We start from the raw sequence: 17,794 nt of genomic DNA on the forward strand, positions 1-17,794 counted from the left end.
TCAGATTGTTGTCACGGCATCAGCCTGGACCGATCCGAACCCGCCCGAGCAGTGACCCGGCGGCCCTGCCTCGCCCTTTGTGCAGAGCACCTGATCGAACAGCGATGGTGGGCGCACGCCTCACCGGATGCGGCTACGTGAGCACATCGCTACTATGGGTCAGCTATCCAGAGGGAAGGGGCCGTACCCGCGTGCGAAGTCCCGTCATCCGAACCACGCCTACGTCCAGGCCAGGCCGATGCGCGCCACTTGTGGCCGCTCGGCTGCACCGGCTTATCCGACGGCTGGTGCTGATCGCGGTTGCCGCCGGGGCCGGTTTCGTCGTGGCCGCCCTGTTCCAGGGGCCGGCCGCCGCCGACGGGCTGCGCGACGGCTCTGGTGACGAGCCCCATCGCATAGTCGGCGGTCTGGTCGATTCGGTCGCGCAGCTCACGGTCACCGAGCGCCCCCGCGACGTCCGCCAGAGACCCTCGGGTGCCGACGACAGTCGCCGCGACGGGCTCCGCGCCCCGCTGGCAGAGCCCATCCGTGGCGTCGTCGCCCCCCGCGAGAAGCCACCCCCGACGGACCTTCGACGGTCAACGGGTGCGCCGAGAGTCACCGCGTCCGTTCCGGTCCGCGCGGCGGAGCGCGAGAGGCTCCGGCCGGCCTCAGTGGCCCGAGCGGCTCATCGGCCAGTTCGCCATGTCGAACTGGCGCCGCCCGCCGCCGACGCACCGCGACAGCCAGCCACCCCCGCCCCGCACGTGGTGCGCACGACGACCGTCTCGCCGGTGGTGGGCCTGATCGCCGCTCCGCTGCCATCCGTCGTCGACATCGTCAACGCGGTGCCGATCCGGCCCGTCATCAGGGCGCTCCTCTGTGTCGCCGATGCCGTACCCCCACCCGTCGCACGCCCGGTGACCGTGCCGGCAGCGACACCTCCGCTGCCGGCACCCCCAGCGCTCACGCCGGTGACAGGCCCGGCTCCCGCAGCGGCGGTGGCGGCGCTACCGGCGGTTCCTGCCCCGGCCGCCGTACGCACCGCGGCACCACCCAGCGCGCCGCAGCGGATGTCCGTCGTCGGCCCCGCGGGTGCCGCGTTCTCGACGGGGCACCTCACCGCGCACCCATCACCTGTGGACGCGGGCGGGTTGCTGTCGGGTCAGCCCGTAGCGCCCGCCGACCAGGATGCCGCCGGGGTCGACACTGGATCGACCCCCAGCCCGGGGCTGGCCCGGCCGCTCGAGAGGCAGTCGCACGTCGATGCCGGGCCGCCCGCCGATCTCGTGCCGCTCCTGGTCGAGAGTCGAACCCTCTCTCCGATCACCCGCCCCGGCTGAGGCCTGCCGACCGACCCCGGTGAATGGTGCCCGCAGTCTGTTTCACCGCTGGCCGGTCGATTCGTGTCCGCGCCCGTCCGCCGTGACGGTGCCGCGGGCCGATGCCTATCTGTCTGTAGCACACGACCGCCCCGATCAACCCGTGGATGTTCCGGGATCGGTGGCCGTCGTGACGCGTACCGGAGATCGGAGAAGACGTGGTGATCCACGTTGTCGTCGCCGAGGACATGGGTTTGCTCCGCGGGGCGCTCTGCGCCGCGCTGTCACGTGAGGAGGACATGGAGGTGGTCGCCGACGTCGAGGGTGTCGGCGAACTGTTGACGGTGGTCCGGCGGTGCCGACCGCAGGTGGTGGTGCTGGCACTGACACCGGAGCTGCCCGACCCGGTGGAGGCGGTCGCCCGCATCGACGTCGAGGCGCCGCACGCCGCCGTGCTGGCGATGAGCCCACGGTGGAGCCCGGCGCTGGTGGAGGCGGCGCTGGCAGCCGGCGCGCGCGGCCTGGTCGGGAAGGACAGCTCGCTGGCCGAGTTGGTGCGCGCGATCCGCGCGCTCGCCGCCGGGGAGCGAGCGATCGACCCCGCCGCGGCGATCGCGGTCCTGAGCCCTTCGGAGATGCCGTTGACGCCTCGGGAGATGGACGTGCTGCGGATGGCGGCCGAGGGCCTGCCGCTGAAGGAGATCGCCGGCCGCCTTTATCTGGCACACGGGACGGTGCGCAATCACCTGTCGGTGATTCTGCGCAAGACCGGGGCTCGCAACCGGTTGGAGGCGGTGTCGCACGCGCGGCGTAACGGCTGGTTGTAGCCGTCGGGGGGTGGGTCCGGAGGCAACGTCCGGACCCACCCGTCGCCGTGCGACCCCACCGGATGCGTGTTTGAATGTTGACGTACCGTGATCATTGTCGGAGTGCGGGAAGGTTCATCGTGATCCGTACCCTGCTCGCCTTGGACGGCGCCCTGGTTCTGGGCGCGCTGTCGCTCGTCCTCGCCGCCGAGGACGACATTCGCGTCGTGGCGGAGGTGGATCGCGGCGACGAGGTCTCCGCGGCCGTCCGCGCGCAAAGCCCCGACGTGGTGGTGGCCGACCTCGACTTCGTCGAGGGAGTCGATCCCGACCGTCTCGGCCGGTGTCCCGTCCTGGTGCTGGCGCACCCGCAACGAGCGCGACGGTTGCGAGGCATGTTGTGCCCGACCAGGGCGGTCGGCATCCTGCGCAGTGACGCCACCCCCGAGCGGGTCATCGAAGGGATCCGCCGGCTCGCCCGCCGGGAGCCCGTGCTCGACGCGGATCTCGTGGTCGCCGCGCTGCACTCGGACGGCCCACTGACCAGCCGTGAGACGGAGGTGTTGAGGCTGACGGCCGCAGGTGCACCGGTCGCGGAGGTGGCGGTGTCGCTCGGGCTCACCCGTGGCACCGTCCGCAACCATCTCGGTCGGATCGCCCGCAAGGTGGGCGCGCGTACCCGGGTGGAGGCCGTGCGGATAGCCGGCGAGGCGGGCTGGATCTGACCGGCGCCGTCGGAGCGGTCGTGCGGGGTTCAGCCCGGCGGCGCCGACGCCGCCGGGGACGGCACCACCGGGTCGTCCCAGCAGCCGACGAGCATTCGGTAGGTGGCCGAGCGGGTCATCAACTGTTCGTGCGTCCCCGCCAGCGGCTCGTCGCCGTCGAGGACCAGCACCCGTCCGGCCCGCAACGCGGAGCTGATCCGGTGCGCGATCACCACGAGGGTGCCGGGCCGCCGTGCGAAGGCAGCCTCGACCGTCGCTTCCAGCGCCGGGTCCAGGTGGCAGGTCGCCTCGTCGAGGACCACCAGCGGGGCGGGTGCCAGCCAGGCCCGGACCGCCGCGATGAGCTGCCGCTCGCCGGCGGAGAGCAGGGCCGGCGCGACCGGCGCGTCCAGGCCGCCCAGGCGGGTCGCCAGGGGACGCCCGCCGAGCGTGTCGAGGGCGACCTCCAGCGTGTCGTCGTCGGCGTCCGGCCGGAGGTAGCGGAGGTTGTCGGCGAGACTACCGGTGAAGACGTACGCCTCCTGGGGCACCAGCACTCGCATCCGGGCGAGGACGGCCGGCTCGATCTCGGCGACCCTCGTGCCGGCCAGGTGGACCGTGCCTGCCTGCGGCGGCACCAGCCCGGCCATCAGGGAGGCCAGTGTGGACTTGCCCGCACCGCTCGGGCCGACCACGGCGAGATGATCCCGGTCGGCCAGTGTCAGCGAGAAGTTCCGCAGGACGGGCCGGGCGCGCGGGCCGTAGCCGAAGGTCAGTCCCCGTACCTCGACGGCTGCCGGACGATCGGCGGAAGCTGCGGGTGGTCGGCAGCGGGGCATCCGGGCGGTGAGGGCTGACGGGCGCGGGTCGTCGGAGACCGGACAGGTGCGGAGGATGTTCTCCAGGGTGACCGCGTAGCGCAGCCCGCCTCCGCCGAGGCCCTGCACCAGGGTGTGCAGGGCGGGTTGCAGTCCGGTGGAGACGTAGATCAGCGCGCCCAGCACCGCGCCGGCGGTGAGACCACGCTCGACCAGCCACGGGGCGGTCACCATCAGCACCAGCAGTGGCAGCCAGCCGCCGATGCCGAGGCTGAGGCTGCGGATCGCCGCCATCCGGGCGAGCATGCGTTCGGCGGCGGCCTGCGCCGACACCCAGCGTTCCACCTCGGCCGACACGCGTGTCTGGGCGCCGCAGGCCAGCACGTCACGGTGAGCGGCCAGTGCGGTCGCCGCAGACTGGCCGAGCTGTTCACCGGCCCGGACGTAGGCGCGCTGGTGCGTGACCATCGACGGCAGCGCGGCGAGGAACACGATCAGACCGGCGACCAGCGGGGCGAACGCCAGCGCCGCCACCACCGGCGCCAGCGCGAGCAGGCCGAGCAGGGCCGCGCCAGCGGAGAAGAGGAAGCCGCGGGTCACCATCAGCAGACCGGCGAAAGTGTCGCGGACGATCTCCATCTGGTGGGTCAGCCGGGCCACGGCGGCGCTGTCCGGGCGACCACCCGCTCTGGTGGCGTCGCGGAGCGCACCCCGGATCACCTGGGCGGCCACCTCGTCGCGGAACGGCTCGACCACGGCGCCGAGGCTCTGGTACGTCCGGCCGGTGGCCGCCGCGCCGACCAGCACGGCCACGGCGAGGACCCCCAACCAGGCCAGGCCGGTGAGGAGACGTCCGGCCAGAAAACCCTCGTCGACGGCGCGGGCGACCAGATAGCCGGCGAGCAGCGCGGGCAGCGACTCGACAAGCGACCAGCCGCCGAGCCCGGCGAGTTCCCACCGACGGGCCAGCAGCGCCCGCCAGGTCACCCGGCGTACGCCGGGACGGCTCACGACCCACCGCCGGCCGGCTGGAAGACGGCACGGTAGTCCGGGTCGGCCCACAGTTGCCGGTGCGGTGCCAGGCCGCGCAGCCGACCGCCGTCCAGCCAGGCGACGAGGTCGGCCGCCGCGGCCGCCGCGGTCCGGTAGGTGACCACCAGTCGGGTACGCCCCCCGGCGCGCCCGAGAACCGCCTCGGTGATCCGGTGTTCGGTCGCGGTGTCGAGACTGGACATGGCGTCGTCCAGGATGAGCAGCCGTTCGGCGGCGAACGCGCGGGCCAGGCCGAGGCGTTGGGTCTCGCCCCCGGAGAGCGGTGTGTCCACCAGCGGGGTGCGGTAACCGCCGGGCAGACGCTCGATCACGTCGGCGACCGCCGCCATCCGGGCCGCCCGCAGAACCGCCGGCGTGGCGGGGCTTTCGTCGGCCGGCGGCACCGCCGAGTCGACCGGCAGCGCCAAGCCGATCGCGTCGTGGACGGTCACGCCGATCAGCACCGGCCGGTCGAAGGCGTAGCCGACGGCCCGGCGCAGCGCCACCGCGTCGAGGTCCCGCAGCGGCACCCCGTCGAGGCGCACCTCACCGCGGTCGGGGTCGTACAGGCGTCCCGCCACGGCAGCCAGGGTCGACTTGCCGGCACCGGACGCTCCGACGACAGCCACTGTCGCGCCGGCCGGCACGTCCAGGTCGACGCCGTCCAGGACGGGTCGCCCGTCGTCGGCATGGACGCACACCCCACGCAGTCGCAGGGCGCCACCGCCGGGTGGAAGGGGCCGATCGCCCACCGGCGTGGTGGGCTGTGTCAGCAGCTCGGCGACCCGGTGTGCTCCCGCGCGGCTGCGGACCAGGTGGCTCAGGGTGGCGAGCACCGCACCGAGCCCGGCGCCCATGGCCGCGTACCGGACCGCGGCGACCAGTTCACCCGGTGTGAGCCAGCCTGCGGTCAGGGCGTACCCGCCGACCGCGATGACGCTCAGGTTCAGCAGCGGCGCCACGGCCGAGGTGCGCGCACTCGCCCGGGCCAGCAGTCCCCAGGTACGCCGGCCGTGCCGGTTCAGCTCGGGTAGGGCCGCCAGCACCCGGTCCTCCTCGCGGCGCATGGTGCCGGCAGCGGCGATGGTCCGGGCACCGGTCAGCGACTCCAACAGCCGGCCGGCGATGCTGCCGAGGACCCGTTGGTACCCGGCGGTCGCGGTCGAGGCGTCGGCCACGAAGGCGCGCATGAGGACGGCGAGCAGGCCGAGACCGGCGAGCAGGGTGACTCCGAGGACCGGTTCCATGATGGCGAGCGCGACGACGCTGCCGAGCGGTGGAAGCACTGCCACGATGGCCAGGACCACCGCGTTGCCGGCTTGTCCCGCGTCGGCGGCCTGGCCGACCAGTCGGCCGACGAGGTCACCCACCGGGTACCGGCGGGTGGCGCGGACGTCCACGGCGAACAGGTGACGCAGGAGACGCCGGCGCAGCCCGGCGGTGGCGCGCGCCGCACCGAACCCGCTGGTCAGGTCCGTCAGGGTGTCGACGCAGATGAGGACGACGACAAGGGCGCCGGCGGCCACCGCCCACCAGGCGGAGCCGCCGTCGAGGGCGGCGTCGACGGCGCGGCCGAGGACCGCGGGGAGCAACAGTTCGGCGGCCGCGCCGAGCAGCGCGACCGCCGCGAGTGCGGCCGTCCAGCCGCCGCCCGCCAGGACCGTCTGCCGCAGCAGCCTGTCCCCCGCGGCGAACGTCGGCATCGGTCCTCCCGTTGGTACACGGATGCCCTGGGTGGGCACGTCTACCCACCCAGGGCCCCACGTGTGCGTGGATCAGTTGCAGGTCGTGACGGAGAGCGAGCTGTCGCCGCAGAGCAGCAGGCTCGCCCGGCTACCACCACCGGTACGGTCGGCCGGAGCCATCTCCAGGCCCTGGAGGTCCAGAAGCGCCATGTCGTTCACCTCCCTTCCATCCGTTCGCCGATCGGGTCGCCCCCGCTGTCGCGAGGGAGTCTGTCCGCGCCCGGCAGGGGCGCGAGAAAGGGCAGCGCCGGCGGCTGGTCGTGCCGCGCGCTGGCCAGCGCGTACAGCACGCCGGCGGTGCCGGTGCCGAAGTCCATGGAGAGGCGCAGCAACTGCTCACCGGGGAAGGCGGTCCCCTCCCGGTACGGCAGCGCGTGCCAGGCCAGCCGGTCCACCTGCGCGTGAAGTTCGCGGCGGTCGGCGGCGTCGGTCGAGGCGGCGAGGTAGGCGATGATGCCGGCCCGGCCGGCGAAGAGGCCGGACTGCGCGTAGAACGGTGAGCGCGCCGCGCGGCGGACTCCCGCGCTCGCCTCGGCGAACTGCTCGTCGGCCCGGTGGCGCAGGTACTGGTCGAGGACCAGCCCGATCCCGACACTGCCGTGCGCCAGGTAGGGCATGGTGCGCCAGCCCTCATTGACCTCCAGGGCACCGTCCGGGCGCAGCACACACCGGCGCAGATCCTGACGCAGCGCCGTGGCGGCGTGCCCCAGCAACTCGTCGTCGCCGCTGAGCTCGTAGAACCGCAACAGCATCAGCGCCGGTCCGGTCCGGCCGCGCAGCAGCCCCGCGTACGGGTTTCGTCCGCCGCTGACGTCCGGGCCCGGGTCGTCGGCCAGCTGCCCGATCACACGCTCGGCGGCCCGCCACGCGGCGTCGTGCAGCGACACCTCCCCGGTACGCGCGGCCATCTCGGCCAGGTTGAGCGCGATCCCGGACAGTCCGCTGGCCAGGCTGTGGTCGAGCCCGTCGACGGGTTCCCGCAGGCAGATGTCGACAACGTCCAGCGCGTCCTGCCGGCGTCCGAGGTGAGCGAGGGCGTAGGCGACGCCATGCAGCCCGTCGTAGAAGCCGCAGCGGGTGCCGGACGGGGGCGATGTCGCCCGCCGCACCAGCCACTCTTCGTGCTCGGGCCACCGTCCGGCGCCGCTCTTGTCGAGCGCGTGCAGCACTCCTGCCGCCCCGTGGGCGAGGTTGAGGCCGCCGCTGCGGAACTGCTCGATGTCACCGGGGAAGAGCCGGTCGTCGCGCTCGGGGGTGGCGCTGGCCAGGATCGCGGTCGTCAACCGGTCCCGCGACGTGCGCCAGTCGTCGGCGCCGAGATCCCCTCGCGGGTCCGCGGTGACAAGCGGCTCACCGGTGATCTCCTCGACCGCCGGGTCGAGGAAGGACCTCGGCACCGGGAAGTTCGCGGCGATGATGTCGGCCAGGTGGGTCACCTTCGCCGGGGCGAGCCGGACGAGCTGGGTCAGTGGCAGGAAGAGCGCCAACCGCAGGCACGCCAGGGCGTACCGGTCGACCGCGGGTCCGCTGCGGTCCCTCGGGGCCGCGAAGCCCTGGTTGCGCAGCCCGGGTCGGCGGTGCCCGGCGATCGGGGCGGCCACCTCGAAGTCGACCAGGGCGACCCGGTCGTCCGGCCGGATCATGATGTTGAACAGGTGCAGGTCCCCGTAGACCAGACCGCGTTCGTGGATCGCCGCAACCACGGATTCGACCTGCTCGTAGGTCTGGCGGGCCCACCGGGCGTACTCCGCCCGGTCTCCGTCGGTCGCGTCGGCGTCGATCAGCGGGTACCGGTCGACCAGCACCTTGTTCAGCGGTCGGCCCTCGATGAACTCGAGCGCGAGGAACCGGTGCTCGCCGAGGACGAACTCGTCGTGCACCCGAGGTACCTGCGGCAGGTCGGCGAGTTTCCGCAGGGCCTGCGCCTCACGGGCCAGCCGGGCGACGGCATCGGTGCCGTCGGCGTCCAGGCCGGCATGCGGCCGGGCCTCCTTGAGCACCACCTCGGTGTCGGTGCGCAGGTCCCTGCCCACGTACAGCCCGCCGCCGTTCGAGAAGTGGATCACCCGTTCGATCCGGTACGGCACCTCGTTGGTGCTGGTGTCGTTGCGGGCGGCCAGGTGCGGGCCGAGGAAGTCGGGCAGCGTGACCCAGGCGGGTACGTGGAAGACGGGCTCGCGGCGGTCCGGCACCAGCGTGCCGGAGTCGTCCTCGATCGCCGGCACCACCTGGCCGTCGGGTGAGTGGCAGTAGCGGGCGGCGAAGCCGCCGTAGCGCACGTGGACCGGGCCGGCGCCGTAGCGGAGGTCACTGAGGATGTACGGTCCGGTCTCGCCGGTCAGCAGCTCGTCGAGCTCTTTGCAGGTCAGCTCCAGCTCCGCGTCGTCGCGCGGATAGACAGTGACGAACTTGCCGCTGGCGGCCCGGGCCGCGTACTTGGAGTTGCGCAGCAGCAGCGTGCGCGGCCCGCGCAGGAACTTGAAGGACAGGCCGCGGGGGACGCAGTAGTTCCAGACCGCGTCCAGCACCCGCTCGGCGTTCGTCAGACCCGCCGACACATGAATCTTCCAGCCCTGCTGCGGCAGCGAGCCGCCGTCCGGCGCGTAGATCAGCCAGTCGTCGAGTGGCTCACGGCGCCAGCCGGTCGGAACCGGTCGTTCGGCGGCCGGGAAGACGGGCTGCGCGACGGCGCTGCCGAGCGAGTCGTAGAACAACCGATCCGCGGCGCAGTAGCTGTCGTAGCGTTCGTCCACCGTCTCGCCGCCTCTCGAACTCGGCCGGCTGTTGTTCCGGCGTCGAATCGAGTCTCATCGACGGGACGTGGTGGGCTCCAGTGCGCTTAGTCACGACGTTCGATGCGGTGCGCACAGGCACTCATGACATTAGTCAGGTCCGCCCGCCGTAGACGGCGGCGCCCATCGGCTTGTCGACGTCGAGGTCCGTCACCGCGGCGACCCGGGCGATCATCATGTACTGCCCGATCACCATCAGGAGCTCGACCACCTCGCGCGGGGAGAGCAGCCCGGTCAGCGCGGTGGTGGTGTCGTCGGGCGGGCGGACGTCACGGACGACGTCGGTCGTGAAGCGCAGGACGATCCGTTGCTCTGACGTGAAACAGTCGTCCCCGATCTCGTCGCGCCCGAGCGCGTGGATCATCTCGTCCGTGGCGCCGACGGAGCGGGCGATGGGCTCGTGCTGAACCCACTCGTATGTCACGTTGCTCAACTGAGCGACTCGCAGGATCGCGATTTCGCGGAGCAGTGGGTCGAGGGCCAGGTCGTTGAGCAGCGTGCCGCCCCAGCGCATCCAGTCTGGAAACGCCGTCTCGGCGTGGGCCATGACGCGGAAGAAGCCCAGAGGAAGCGCGGCCTGCAGCGTCTCGCGGACCGGCGCCGGGGCGTCGGCGGGGTTCACGTACGGCAAGCGGCTCATGTTTCCCCTTGTAAGTAGCGAATCGGGTCAAACCGACCATATCTAACCCCGATTGCGCCCGCTGCGGTTCCGTTCCGGGAACCCGGCGGCGGTGCGGCGATGAGCACCCGCGCGAGGAGGGGTGCGGGTGGCCGGCCGAACCCCCGCTGACGCTCGTCGATGTTGCGAAGCCGATCCAGACGTGTTGGAATGGCTCATATCGCCGCAGCGCGGGGGCAACCGCGCTGGGAACGGCCAGCACGGGAGCATCGCAGCGCCGGCAGCGCGCCGCCTCGGCGGACGCTTGCCTGGCGAATCGCCGGGCCACCTCTACGACGACGGGCGCTTTGCCGGGCAACCATTCTCGCCCGCCGTAGGTAACCCCTGGCACGTGTCCCCACGGCTGACGCGCTCGACGCCTGACCCGCCGGGGGCGTCCGATTCGGCCTGCCAGCACCAGAACCGGCGACGAGGTGAGAAGCAACAATGATTTCCCGAGAGAACTTCGCGGGTTGGTACCGAAACCGCTTCGTGTGGGTAGCGGTGATCCTGCTGGTGGTGTCGGCCGGCGCTGTCGTACTGGTCAACCGGGCCGACCCGGAGGCGAAGCCGGCGGATCTGCAGTCGCAGATCATCGCCCGGATGCGCACCACGCTTGAGAAGGCGGACCCGGGGCAGCACAACCACGCCGGCCACGGGGCCCAGCAGGCGGCCACCGCGGAGAAGGCGGCAGTGATCTGCGGGGTCCGCGTCTACGGTTACGAGCCGACCGGGGCCACCGCGCTCGCCGACGTGCAGACCGTCTACGGCTTCCACCTCTGCGGGGTCGCCGAGAAGCAGCGCCCCTGGGACGTGGCGGTCAAACTGGCCGGCCCGGTGATCATGGACGTGTCCACCACGCCTCCGGGCATCCAGGTGGTCGAGGCGACCGCCGACGTCATGTTCATCGACCGACTGCGGCAGATGTTCCCGCCCAAGTACGCCGAACCGGCGACCAGGGAAGCGCTGACCGAGTCGGAGATGGCCGACCTTCGGCGTCGGTACGACGCCGCAGCCGGCCTCTGACCACGCTAGGCGGCCGGTGGCGTGGACGTATCCCGCACCCGGATCCGAACCGGGCGGCTGCGGACACCCCGGTCAGCTCGATCCACATCCGACCATAGATAGATAAGCATTGATATCTAAGTCGATAGATGCAACAGTTGGTTTGGGAGCGTTCCCATACAGAGTTGCAGTCCCGAAGAGCGGAGGATGAACAGTGCGTTCACTCAAGTCCGATCGATCCGGCGGACGATCCCGGTCACCAGTCCGTCGGTCCCTGCGAGCATTCGTCATGGTGTTCGCCATCGTGGCCGGCATGCTGCCCTTCACCGGGGCAGCCCAGGCCCACGGCACGATCATCAACCCGATGAGCCGCGCCTACCAGTGCTGGAAGGCGTGGGGCAACCAGCACATGAACCCCGCCATGCAGCAGCAGGACCCCATGTGTTGGCGGGCGTTCCAGGCCAACCCCGACACCATGTGGAACTGGATGAGCCAGTTGCGCGACGGCCTCGGCGGCCAGTACCAGGCTCGCACCCCGGACGGCCAGCTGTGCAGCAACGCCCTGTCCAGGAACGACAGCGTGAACCAGCCGGGGGCGTGGAAGACGACCACCGTCAGCCGCAACCTCACGGTCCAGCTGTACGACCAGGCCAGCCACGGCGCTGACTACTTCCAGGTCTACGTCACCAAGCAGGGGTTCAACCCGTCCACCCAGAAGCTCGGATGGGGCAACCTCGACCTGATCACGACGACCGGGCGCTACGCGCCGGCGCAGAACATCTCGTTCAACGTCTCGCTCCCGTCACGCAGCGGGAACCACATCCTGTTCGTGCTCTGGCGGGCATCGCACCTGGACCAGACCTACATGTGGTGCAGCGACATCAACGTCACCTGATCGGGACGGCCGAAGCAACAGAGTTGATCCGGCTCAGGGCGCCAGCGCCCTGAGCCGGATTGCTTTCCGGCCGTGTCGGGTGTGGTTGGTCGCCGCACGTCGACTGCACCGTGCAGAAGGTGCGAAAGTTGAAGGAAAGGCTGAATCCCGACAGATGCTGCGGATCGCCTCTACATAGGCTCTGAGCAGGGAATTTATCCCTGCACCGTCGCCGGAAACGGCGTCGGATTCCGCCGAGGAGTCCGACGGTGCATCTGATCAAGGAAGTGCCCCTCATGCACCGTACGCATCGCCGGGAGCTGCTCGCAGCCGTCACAATGATCGTCGTCAGCATCGGGATCACCGCGACGCCAGTCACCGCCGCCCCACCAGACCACCGCACAGCAGCGAGCATCCCGGCTCGCGGCCTGCCCTCGTTGGGCACTGGGACCTGCACCCTGCTGTGGGACCTGCTGAACGCCGGAGGCCAAAACGGGCTCGTCGCCATCGGTCTCACCGACGGTCAGCACCTGATCAAGTTCGCCGCCAACCGCCCCGCCCTGGCCTGCACCATCGGCCCGGTCGACCTGCCCGGCAGCGAAGCGCTCGTCGGCATCGACTTTCGCGTCCAGGACGGAAGCCTCTACGGCGTCGGCAACAACGGCGGCATCTACGCGCTGAACACGCGCACCGCGGCGGCCACGAAGATCAGCCAATTGACCGTCGCGCTGAGCGGCACGTCGTTCGGCGTCGATTTCAACCCCGCCGCCGACCGACTCCGGATCATCAGCGACACCGGGCAGAACCTGCGCCACAACATCAACCCCGGCGGCACAACCCTTGTCGACGGCCCTCTCACCTACCCGCCCAGCACCGCCGCCGTCGGTGTCACCGGTGCGGCGTACACCAACAACGACCTGAACCCCGCCACCGCCACCACCCTGTTCGACATCGACACCACCCTCGACCAGGTTGTCCTGCAATCCCCCGCCAACTCGGGGCAACTGGCCGCCACCGGCGCACTGGGGGTGAACGCGAACCTCCACGCAGGCTTCGACATCCACAGCCCGCTCAGTGGAGACCGCGCCGTGGCCAACAACGCCTACGCCGTCCTCAACGGCATCGGCGGCTCCCGGCTGTACCGGGTCGACCTCCTCACCGGCGCGGCTCAGACGACAGGCGTGTTCAACGGGCACGTGGTCCTCGACCTCGCCCTGCTCCTGCGGCAGTGACCATCGGGTGGGGTGCCGGGCCGCACCCCACCCACACTCGTCCACCCTCAGGTTCGCACCGCCTCGTCGACCCGTGCGACCGGCAACCGCCGCGTCAGTCGAGGCGGATGCTTGCCAGTGCCAGGCGTTGGAGCGGCTCGGTCTCGTTCCACTGGCTGTCCTGAGTGATCCAGGACAGGCTGTAAGCGCGGGCCCTGCTCTCGTTGATCAGCAGCCGGCGGACGTGCAGCCGCGTGCCGCCGGCCTGGTCGCAGGTGTACTCCCACTCCGCCGCGCCGCCCGGGCGGATGACCGGCCCAATACTGATCCTCTGGTAGCCGGCCAGCGCCCCGGTGGTCACCGCGTCGCGCTCGGCGGCCTCCCACCGCTTCGACGGTACGGAGGAAGCTGTCGCGGCGGGGTCGACGGCGATGGCCCGCACCTCGGCGGGATCGCGGAAGCACACCAGTGGACCCTCGGTGTGCCGGCTCCATCCCTCGGGCACCGCCAGCAGAAATCCGGCGGGGTCCTGGTGCCACGCCCACCCGTCCGGCAGGGCGTACGGCAGCGGTGCGCCAGGCGCTCGCAGAGGCTCGGCCTCGCTGGAGTCGGCGTCCCCCAGGCAGGGGTGGGCCGGCGGTGCCGGCGCGGTCGATTCCACCACGCCGGCGGCCGCACCGCCTGGTTCGGCCGCCGAAAGGCTGTCCTGGCCACGCCAGCCGCCGATCACGGCACCGGTTGCCGTGACGACGACGGCCGCGACCGCCAGCAGGCCCACCACGGCACCGGCGAACGCCCAGCCGGTCGTCCGATCGCGGGAGGTGGGTGTCAAGACCGGAATGACCATTGTGGTGATCGCGTCCGCGACGGGCGGCACCGTCGGCGTGACGGCCCCGGGTCGCCGGCGTGACCTGGCGCGCACACGTGGCCAACGGCCCGCCCGCGCCACCGGCGCGGGCGTCGCCGCGGCCACCTGCTCCAGCTGGTCGCGGGCCTCCCGCGCGGAGAGGCGTTGGCGGGGGTTGCGCAGCAGGAGACCGGTGATCGCAGGTTCGAGCGGCAGGACGGTCATCCGGTCCGGCGCCTCGGTGGCCAGGGCGGCAAGCATGGCCAGGGTCGATGGCCGGCTCCACGGCGGACGGCCCTCCGCAGCCAGGTAGAGCGTCGCGCCGAGGGCCCACAGGTCGGTCGCGGGGGTGGCCCTACCGTCGCGGGCACGTTCCGGTGCGGTGTACTGGACCGTCGACAGGCTCCCCGCGGTGACGGTCGCGGGATCCCGGGAGTCGAAGATCGACAGACCGAATCCACCGAGCATGACCCGCCCGTCGTCGGCGAACAGCACGTTCTGCGGCCGGACCTCCCGATGCGTCACTCCCCTCGCGTGGGCGGCACCCAGTGCCGCGATCAGGTGCAGGCCGACCCGCGCCACCTCGGCCGGCGCCAGCGGACCGTCGCTGACAACCACCTCGGACAGGGACCGGGAGGGCACGTGCTCCATGACGAGCCACAGATACCCGTCGGTGCTCAGCACGTCCCACATCGCGACCACGCCGGGATGATCCAGACCGGCCAGGCCGCGTACCTCCCCGAGCGTTCTGTCCCGCAGCCGCGACCGCTCCGCGTCGCTCACCCAACCCGGGAGGGTGATCTGCTTGAGCGCGACGTGCCGATCAAGCACCTCGTCGCGTGCCAGCCAGACGCGTCCCGAGGACGTGGTGTCCCCAATCAGCAGAAGCCTGCGGTACCGGCCGGCGAGCAGCTCGTCATCCATGCGGGTGATTCGGAGCGGTCCGCCGTCCGGATGGGTCAGGTGACCTCAGCTCAGCGCCACCGTACCCAGGATCTGAGTGGGGGCGACGGAACCACCGACGGGCTCGTTGGACACCCCGAACGTGCCCGCCTCGGCGACCGGGCCGATGACAGTGGTAGCCGCCCTGTCCCCCTCGGCGAGCTGTCCCACCTTGCGGGGCTCACTCCCCCGGATGAGCCAGAGCTCATAGATCCGCCCGGCACCGGGCGCGGGCAGGTCGCGCAGCAGCACCACACCGCGGTCACGGTCACGGGAGACCACCACTGTGGCGGCACCACCGGGCGGCAGCGACCGCTCGAACACCCGGGCGTCCGGGGCGTCCAGGACGGCGGCGATCTGCCGGGCCTGGTCGCTGCTGGCCTGCTCCTCGCTGATCCGATCGTTGCTGACGGTCCAGGTGACCGCGCTCGCGCCACCGGCGACGAGGACGGCTGCGGCGGCGGCCACCGTGAGCTGTCGCCACCTGCCAGCCTGCCGTCCGCCGCTGGCACCCGCGGAGCTGACGCGCAGTTGCGGGGTCCGGGCCGCCTGAGCGAGGGTCCGCTCCCGCAGACCCGGCGGGGTCGCCTCGATGACGGCGTCGTCGGCGAGGCGCGCAACGGTCTCCCGCAACTCGGCCACCTCGACGCGGCACGGCTCGCACTCGGCCAGGTGCCGCTCGAACGCAGCCCGCTCAACGTCGTCGACCGCGTCCAGGACGTACGCACCAGCGAGGGTGTGAACATCGGCGCTCATGCCCGTCCCTCCATCTCGATGCCCAGGCAGTCGCGCATCCGGATGAGTCCGTCGCGCATCCGCGTCTTCACCGTCGGCAGCGGCGTCTGCAACTTCTCGGCGACCTCTCGGTAGGTGTGACCGCCGTAGAAGGCCAGGGTCACCGACTCCCGCTGCACCGGCGTCAACCGGCCCAGGCACCGGCGGACCTGCTCCCGCTCCAACCGGGCGCTGACATCCTCGACCACCTCGTCGTAGGGGACGTGTGTCTCGGTAGCGGCGACCCGAAGAGCACGGTCGGTGTGGGCCTGTTCGGAGCGCACCCGGTCCACCGCGCGGCGGTGCGCCATGGTCAGGATCCACGCCGAGGCGGAACCCCGGCCGGCGTCGAAGCGGCCGGCGGTGCGCCACACCTCGACCATCACCTCCTGAGTCACCTCCTCCGCCTGCGCCGGATCGCGGACGACCCGCCGGGCCAGCCCGAGGACCCTGCCCGCCACGGCGTCGTACAGCATGGCGAACGCCGCCTCGTCGCCCCGCGCGACCCGCGTCAGCAACTCGTCGGCGTTCGGTGGGGTCGCGGTGTCCGGCGGCACCGCTCGCAACCGCCGCCCCTGTTCCGGGTCGCCGCTCATTCTCGGCATGTCCTCTCCCTGTGCTGTCGACGGCTCGGTGTGCCGCCGCACTCGTGTCTAGGCGGGACGAGCGTGGGCGAGGCGCGCGTAGACGATGACATTGTCGCGGTAGTGCTGGGTGGTGTCGTCGAACTCGCCGCCGCAGGTGATCAGGCGTAACGCGGCATGGTCGGTCGCCCCGTACACCTCGGCGGTGGGGAAGCGGTCCTTGGGATGCTGCTCGACCCTGGTGACGGTGAACATCGCGGTGCTGCCATCCTGACGATCGACGGTGATCCCGGCGCCGACAGGTAGCTTGCCCAGGTCGAAGAACGTCCCGCGGCGGCCCTTCCAGTTGACGTGCCCGGCCAGCACGGCCGGGCCGAGAGCGCCGGGCGTCGGCGCCTTGGTGAACCAGCCCACGTCGGTGGCGCTGTCCGGAACCTGCATCGCGCCGTCCGACTGCAGACCGAGCGCGACGATGGCGGCGGTGGCCTTCAGCGACGGGATCGACACCCGCGTCGGCGGTGAATCGGCCATCAGCGGTCCCGAGGTCAACTCGCCCGGCCCGCTCGCCGGGACAGGAGACGCATTGGCGGCTGGTGCCGCAGCGGACGTGTCGGGTCCGGGTGGGTCGCCGCCCCGCTTGGCGACTGCAACACCGATCGTCAGGACCGCCGTCACGGTGAGGATGCCGGCCGCCGCCAGGAGCGCGTGACGCCCCCGGCGACGGCCGGCCGGCGCTGGTTCGCCACCGGTGCCCATCATGATCGCCGTCGGCTCAGCGCTCGCCGGCGAGCCGGCGACGCGCGACGACCGCACCGGCGGCGCCGAGCAACGCGAGACCACCCACGGCGTAGATCATCATCGGCGATCCGCCGGAGGTGCTGCCATCTCCGGTGGCGACACCCCCCGCGGGTACGGAGCCGGCGGCCGCGCCGCTGACCATGCCGCAGGTGGCGGGGTCGGTGGCCTCGGCGGGGATGCCGTTGACGCCGACGGACTTGGCGAACGTCGACTCGCCGAGCGCTTCCATGTCGTACTTGCCGTTCTTGTTGGCGTCGATGCCGTGCTGCACGAGGTGCAGGTCCTTCAGGTGCGCGATAGTGCCCTGGGGCAGGTCCCCGGCGGGGATGGTGCGCTCGTAACTGAGGTTGCCCTTCGCGTCGGCCGTCGGCATCCGATCCACCGCCAGGCCGCTGGCCTTGGTCGTGTCCCCGGTGGTGGTCAACGAGATGAAGATGTCCCCGTACATCTTGAGGCCCTCCTCGGTGCTGACGAAGCCGTTGCCGTTGGCGTCGGCGGACTTGTCCGGGCAGTGGAAGTCCATGCCGTTCGCCGCGCCGTGCACGTGCTGGGCGTGTGGCGAGTTCGGCGTCATGCCCTTCGACCGGATCATGACCTTCAGGTCACCGCCGCTCGTGGCGGTCAACGTCGCGGTTCCGGTGGCACCGGTCTCGTTGAGATCCTGCAGCTGGACCTGCACGCTCTCGTCGGCGTACGCGACCCCCGGAAACGCGAGGACCAGGGCGGCTGCGGGCACGGTGAGCAGGGCTCGGGACAATCTCACAACAAATCTCCGTCTCCGCCTGGGTACGGCGTCGATGCTCAGGTGCTGTCGTGAGGGATTCGTCGCCTCCGGTCCACCGGATTGGTCCCGGCCCGGATTCTTTTCCCGGCCCCCGACGACGAACCGTCGGACGCACCAGT

16 protein-coding genes are annotated in these 17,794 nt (G+C 71.6%); 6 read left to right on the plus strand and 10 right to left on the minus strand.

Going from position 1 to position 17,794, the window contains the following annotated elements; all coding sequences use genetic code 11:
- Nucleotides 1-287: 287 nt before the first annotated feature.
- The 3 genes from ACFYPG_RS04810 (at nt 288) to ACFYPG_RS04820 (ending at nt 2,832) form a co-directional block, all read left to right on the plus strand.
- A complete protein-coding gene (locus tag ACFYPG_RS04810; RefSeq protein WP_355006383.1) occupies nt 288-1,322 on the plus strand; it encodes a hypothetical protein in 1,035 nt (344 codons plus the stop codon).
- Between the two features lie 197 nt (nt 1,323-1,519).
- The gene (locus tag ACFYPG_RS04815; protein ID WP_355006384.1) at nt 1,520-2,128 is read left to right on the plus strand and encodes a response regulator transcription factor; all 609 of its coding nucleotides are present in this window, start codon (nt 1,520-1,522) and stop codon (nt 2,126-2,128) included.
- Between the two features lie 119 nt (nt 2,129-2,247).
- Nucleotides 2,248-2,832, plus strand: coding sequence for a response regulator transcription factor (locus ACFYPG_RS04820; protein ID WP_355006385.1), 585 nt, complete (start codon nt 2,248-2,250; stop codon nt 2,830-2,832).
- Between the two features lie 29 nt (nt 2,833-2,861).
- Here ACFYPG_RS04820 and ACFYPG_RS04825 read toward each other — a convergent pair whose 3' ends face one another.
- From ACFYPG_RS04825 to ACFYPG_RS04845, 5 genes are all read right to left on the minus strand, one after another.
- On the minus strand, nt 2,862-4,640 hold the full coding sequence (locus ACFYPG_RS04825) for an ABC transporter ATP-binding protein (protein WP_355006386.1): 1,779 nt from the start codon (nt 4,638-4,640) through the stop codon (nt 2,862-2,864).
- On the minus strand, nt 4,637-6,364 hold the full coding sequence (locus ACFYPG_RS04830; RefSeq protein ID WP_355006387.1) for an ABC transporter ATP-binding protein: 1,728 nt from the start codon (nt 6,362-6,364) through the stop codon (nt 4,637-4,639). The genes ACFYPG_RS04825 and ACFYPG_RS04830 overlap by 4 nt, the downstream gene beginning before the upstream one ends.
- Nucleotides 6,365-6,436: 72 nt before the next feature.
- The gene (locus ACFYPG_RS04835; protein WP_013734295.1) at nt 6,437-6,556 is read right to left on the minus strand and encodes a SapB/AmfS family lanthipeptide; all 120 of its coding nucleotides are present in this window, start codon (nt 6,554-6,556) and stop codon (nt 6,437-6,439) included.
- Nucleotides 6,557-6,561: 5 nt separating this feature from the next.
- On the minus strand, nt 6,562-9,159 hold the full coding sequence (gene lanKC / locus ACFYPG_RS04840; RefSeq protein ID WP_387350312.1) for a class III lanthionine synthetase LanKC: 2,598 nt from the start codon (nt 9,157-9,159) through the stop codon (nt 6,562-6,564).
- 133 nt (nt 9,160-9,292) lie between these two features.
- A complete protein-coding gene (locus ACFYPG_RS04845; RefSeq protein WP_355006389.1) occupies nt 9,293-9,838 on the minus strand; it encodes a carboxymuconolactone decarboxylase family protein in 546 nt (181 codons plus the stop codon).
- Between the two features lie 465 nt (nt 9,839-10,303).
- On the opposite strand from ACFYPG_RS04845, the gene ACFYPG_RS04850 reads away from it, so the two are divergent.
- From ACFYPG_RS04850 to ACFYPG_RS04860, 3 genes are all read left to right on the plus strand, one after another.
- A complete protein-coding gene (locus ACFYPG_RS04850) occupies nt 10,304-10,882 on the plus strand; it encodes a hypothetical protein (RefSeq protein WP_355006390.1) in 579 nt (192 codons plus the stop codon).
- Nucleotides 10,883-11,150: 268 nt separating this feature from the next.
- Nucleotides 11,151-11,756 (plus strand): lytic polysaccharide monooxygenase, encoded by a 606-nt coding sequence (locus ACFYPG_RS04855; RefSeq protein WP_238680842.1) that lies wholly within the window; start codon nt 11,151-11,153, stop codon nt 11,754-11,756.
- Nucleotides 11,757-12,031: 275 nt separating this feature from the next.
- A complete protein-coding gene (locus tag ACFYPG_RS04860) occupies nt 12,032-12,967 on the plus strand; it encodes a DUF4394 domain-containing protein (RefSeq protein ID WP_355006391.1) in 936 nt (311 codons plus the stop codon).
- Between the two features lie 94 nt (nt 12,968-13,061).
- Here the strand turns inward: ACFYPG_RS04860 and ACFYPG_RS04865 are convergent, their stop codons facing one another.
- From ACFYPG_RS04865 to ACFYPG_RS04885, 5 genes are all read right to left on the minus strand, one after another.
- Nucleotides 13,062-14,717, minus strand: coding sequence for a serine/threonine-protein kinase (locus ACFYPG_RS04865; RefSeq protein ID WP_355006392.1), 1,656 nt, complete (start codon nt 14,715-14,717; stop codon nt 13,062-13,064).
- Nucleotides 14,718-14,762: 45 nt separating this feature from the next.
- Nucleotides 14,763-15,491, minus strand: a complete 729-nt coding sequence (locus ACFYPG_RS04870; RefSeq protein ID WP_355006393.1) for an anti-sigma factor — start codon at nt 15,489-15,491, stop codon at nt 14,763-14,765.
- Complete coding sequence (locus tag ACFYPG_RS04875; RefSeq protein ID WP_387350890.1) at nt 15,488-16,105, minus strand: sigma-70 family RNA polymerase sigma factor; 618 nt, start codon at nt 16,103-16,105, stop codon at nt 15,488-15,490. Before ACFYPG_RS04875 ends, ACFYPG_RS04870 begins: the two co-directional genes overlap by 4 nt.
- A 57-nt stretch (nt 16,106-16,162) precedes the next feature.
- A complete protein-coding gene (locus tag ACFYPG_RS04880; RefSeq protein ID WP_355006395.1) occupies nt 16,163-16,624 on the minus strand; it encodes a class F sortase in 462 nt (153 codons plus the stop codon).
- 241 nt (nt 16,625-16,865) lie between these two features.
- Nucleotides 16,866-17,654 (minus strand): hypothetical protein, encoded by a 789-nt coding sequence (locus ACFYPG_RS04885; protein WP_387350315.1) that lies wholly within the window; start codon nt 17,652-17,654, stop codon nt 16,866-16,868.
- Between the last annotated feature and the right edge of the window lie 140 nt (nt 17,655-17,794).

The organism is Micromonospora sp. NPDC005553, from assembly GCF_042871765.1.
Lineage (GTDB): Bacteria > Actinomycetota > Actinomycetes > Mycobacteriales > Micromonosporaceae > Micromonospora.

Bases quoted from the DNA above. Each gene is read 5' to 3' on its own strand.
- ACFYPG_RS04830 (WP_355006387.1), bottom strand. From the start codon at position 6,364: ATGCCGACGTTCGCCGCGGGGGACAGGCTGCTGCGGCAGACGGTCCTG.
- ACFYPG_RS04860 (WP_355006391.1), top strand. From the start codon at position 12,032: ATGCACCGTACGCATCGCCGGGAGCTGCTCGCAGCCGTCACAATGATC.
- ACFYPG_RS04855 (WP_238680842.1), top strand. From the start codon at position 11,151: ATGGTGTTCGCCATCGTGGCCGGCATGCTGCCCTTCACCGGGGCAGCC.
- ACFYPG_RS04845 (WP_355006389.1), bottom strand. From the start codon at position 9,838: ATGAGCCGCTTGCCGTACGTGAACCCCGCCGACGCCCCGGCGCCGGTC.
- ACFYPG_RS04835 (WP_013734295.1), bottom strand. From the start codon at position 6,556: ATGGCGCTTCTGGACCTCCAGGGCCTGGAGATGGCTCCGGCCGACCGT.
- ACFYPG_RS04870 (WP_355006393.1), bottom strand. From the start codon at position 15,491: ATGAGCGCCGATGTTCACACCCTCGCTGGTGCGTACGTCCTGGACGCG.
- ACFYPG_RS04865 (WP_355006392.1), bottom strand. From the start codon at position 14,717: ATGGATGACGAGCTGCTCGCCGGCCGGTACCGCAGGCTTCTGCTGATT.
- ACFYPG_RS04875 (WP_387350890.1), bottom strand. From the start codon at position 16,105: ATGAGCGGCGACCCGGAACAGGGGCGGCGGTTGCGAGCGGTGCCGCCG.
- ACFYPG_RS04850 (WP_355006390.1), top strand. From the start codon at position 10,304: ATGATTTCCCGAGAGAACTTCGCGGGTTGGTACCGAAACCGCTTCGTG.
- ACFYPG_RS04880 (WP_355006395.1), bottom strand. From the start codon at position 16,624: ATGGCCGATTCACCGCCGACGCGGGTGTCGATCCCGTCGCTGAAGGCC.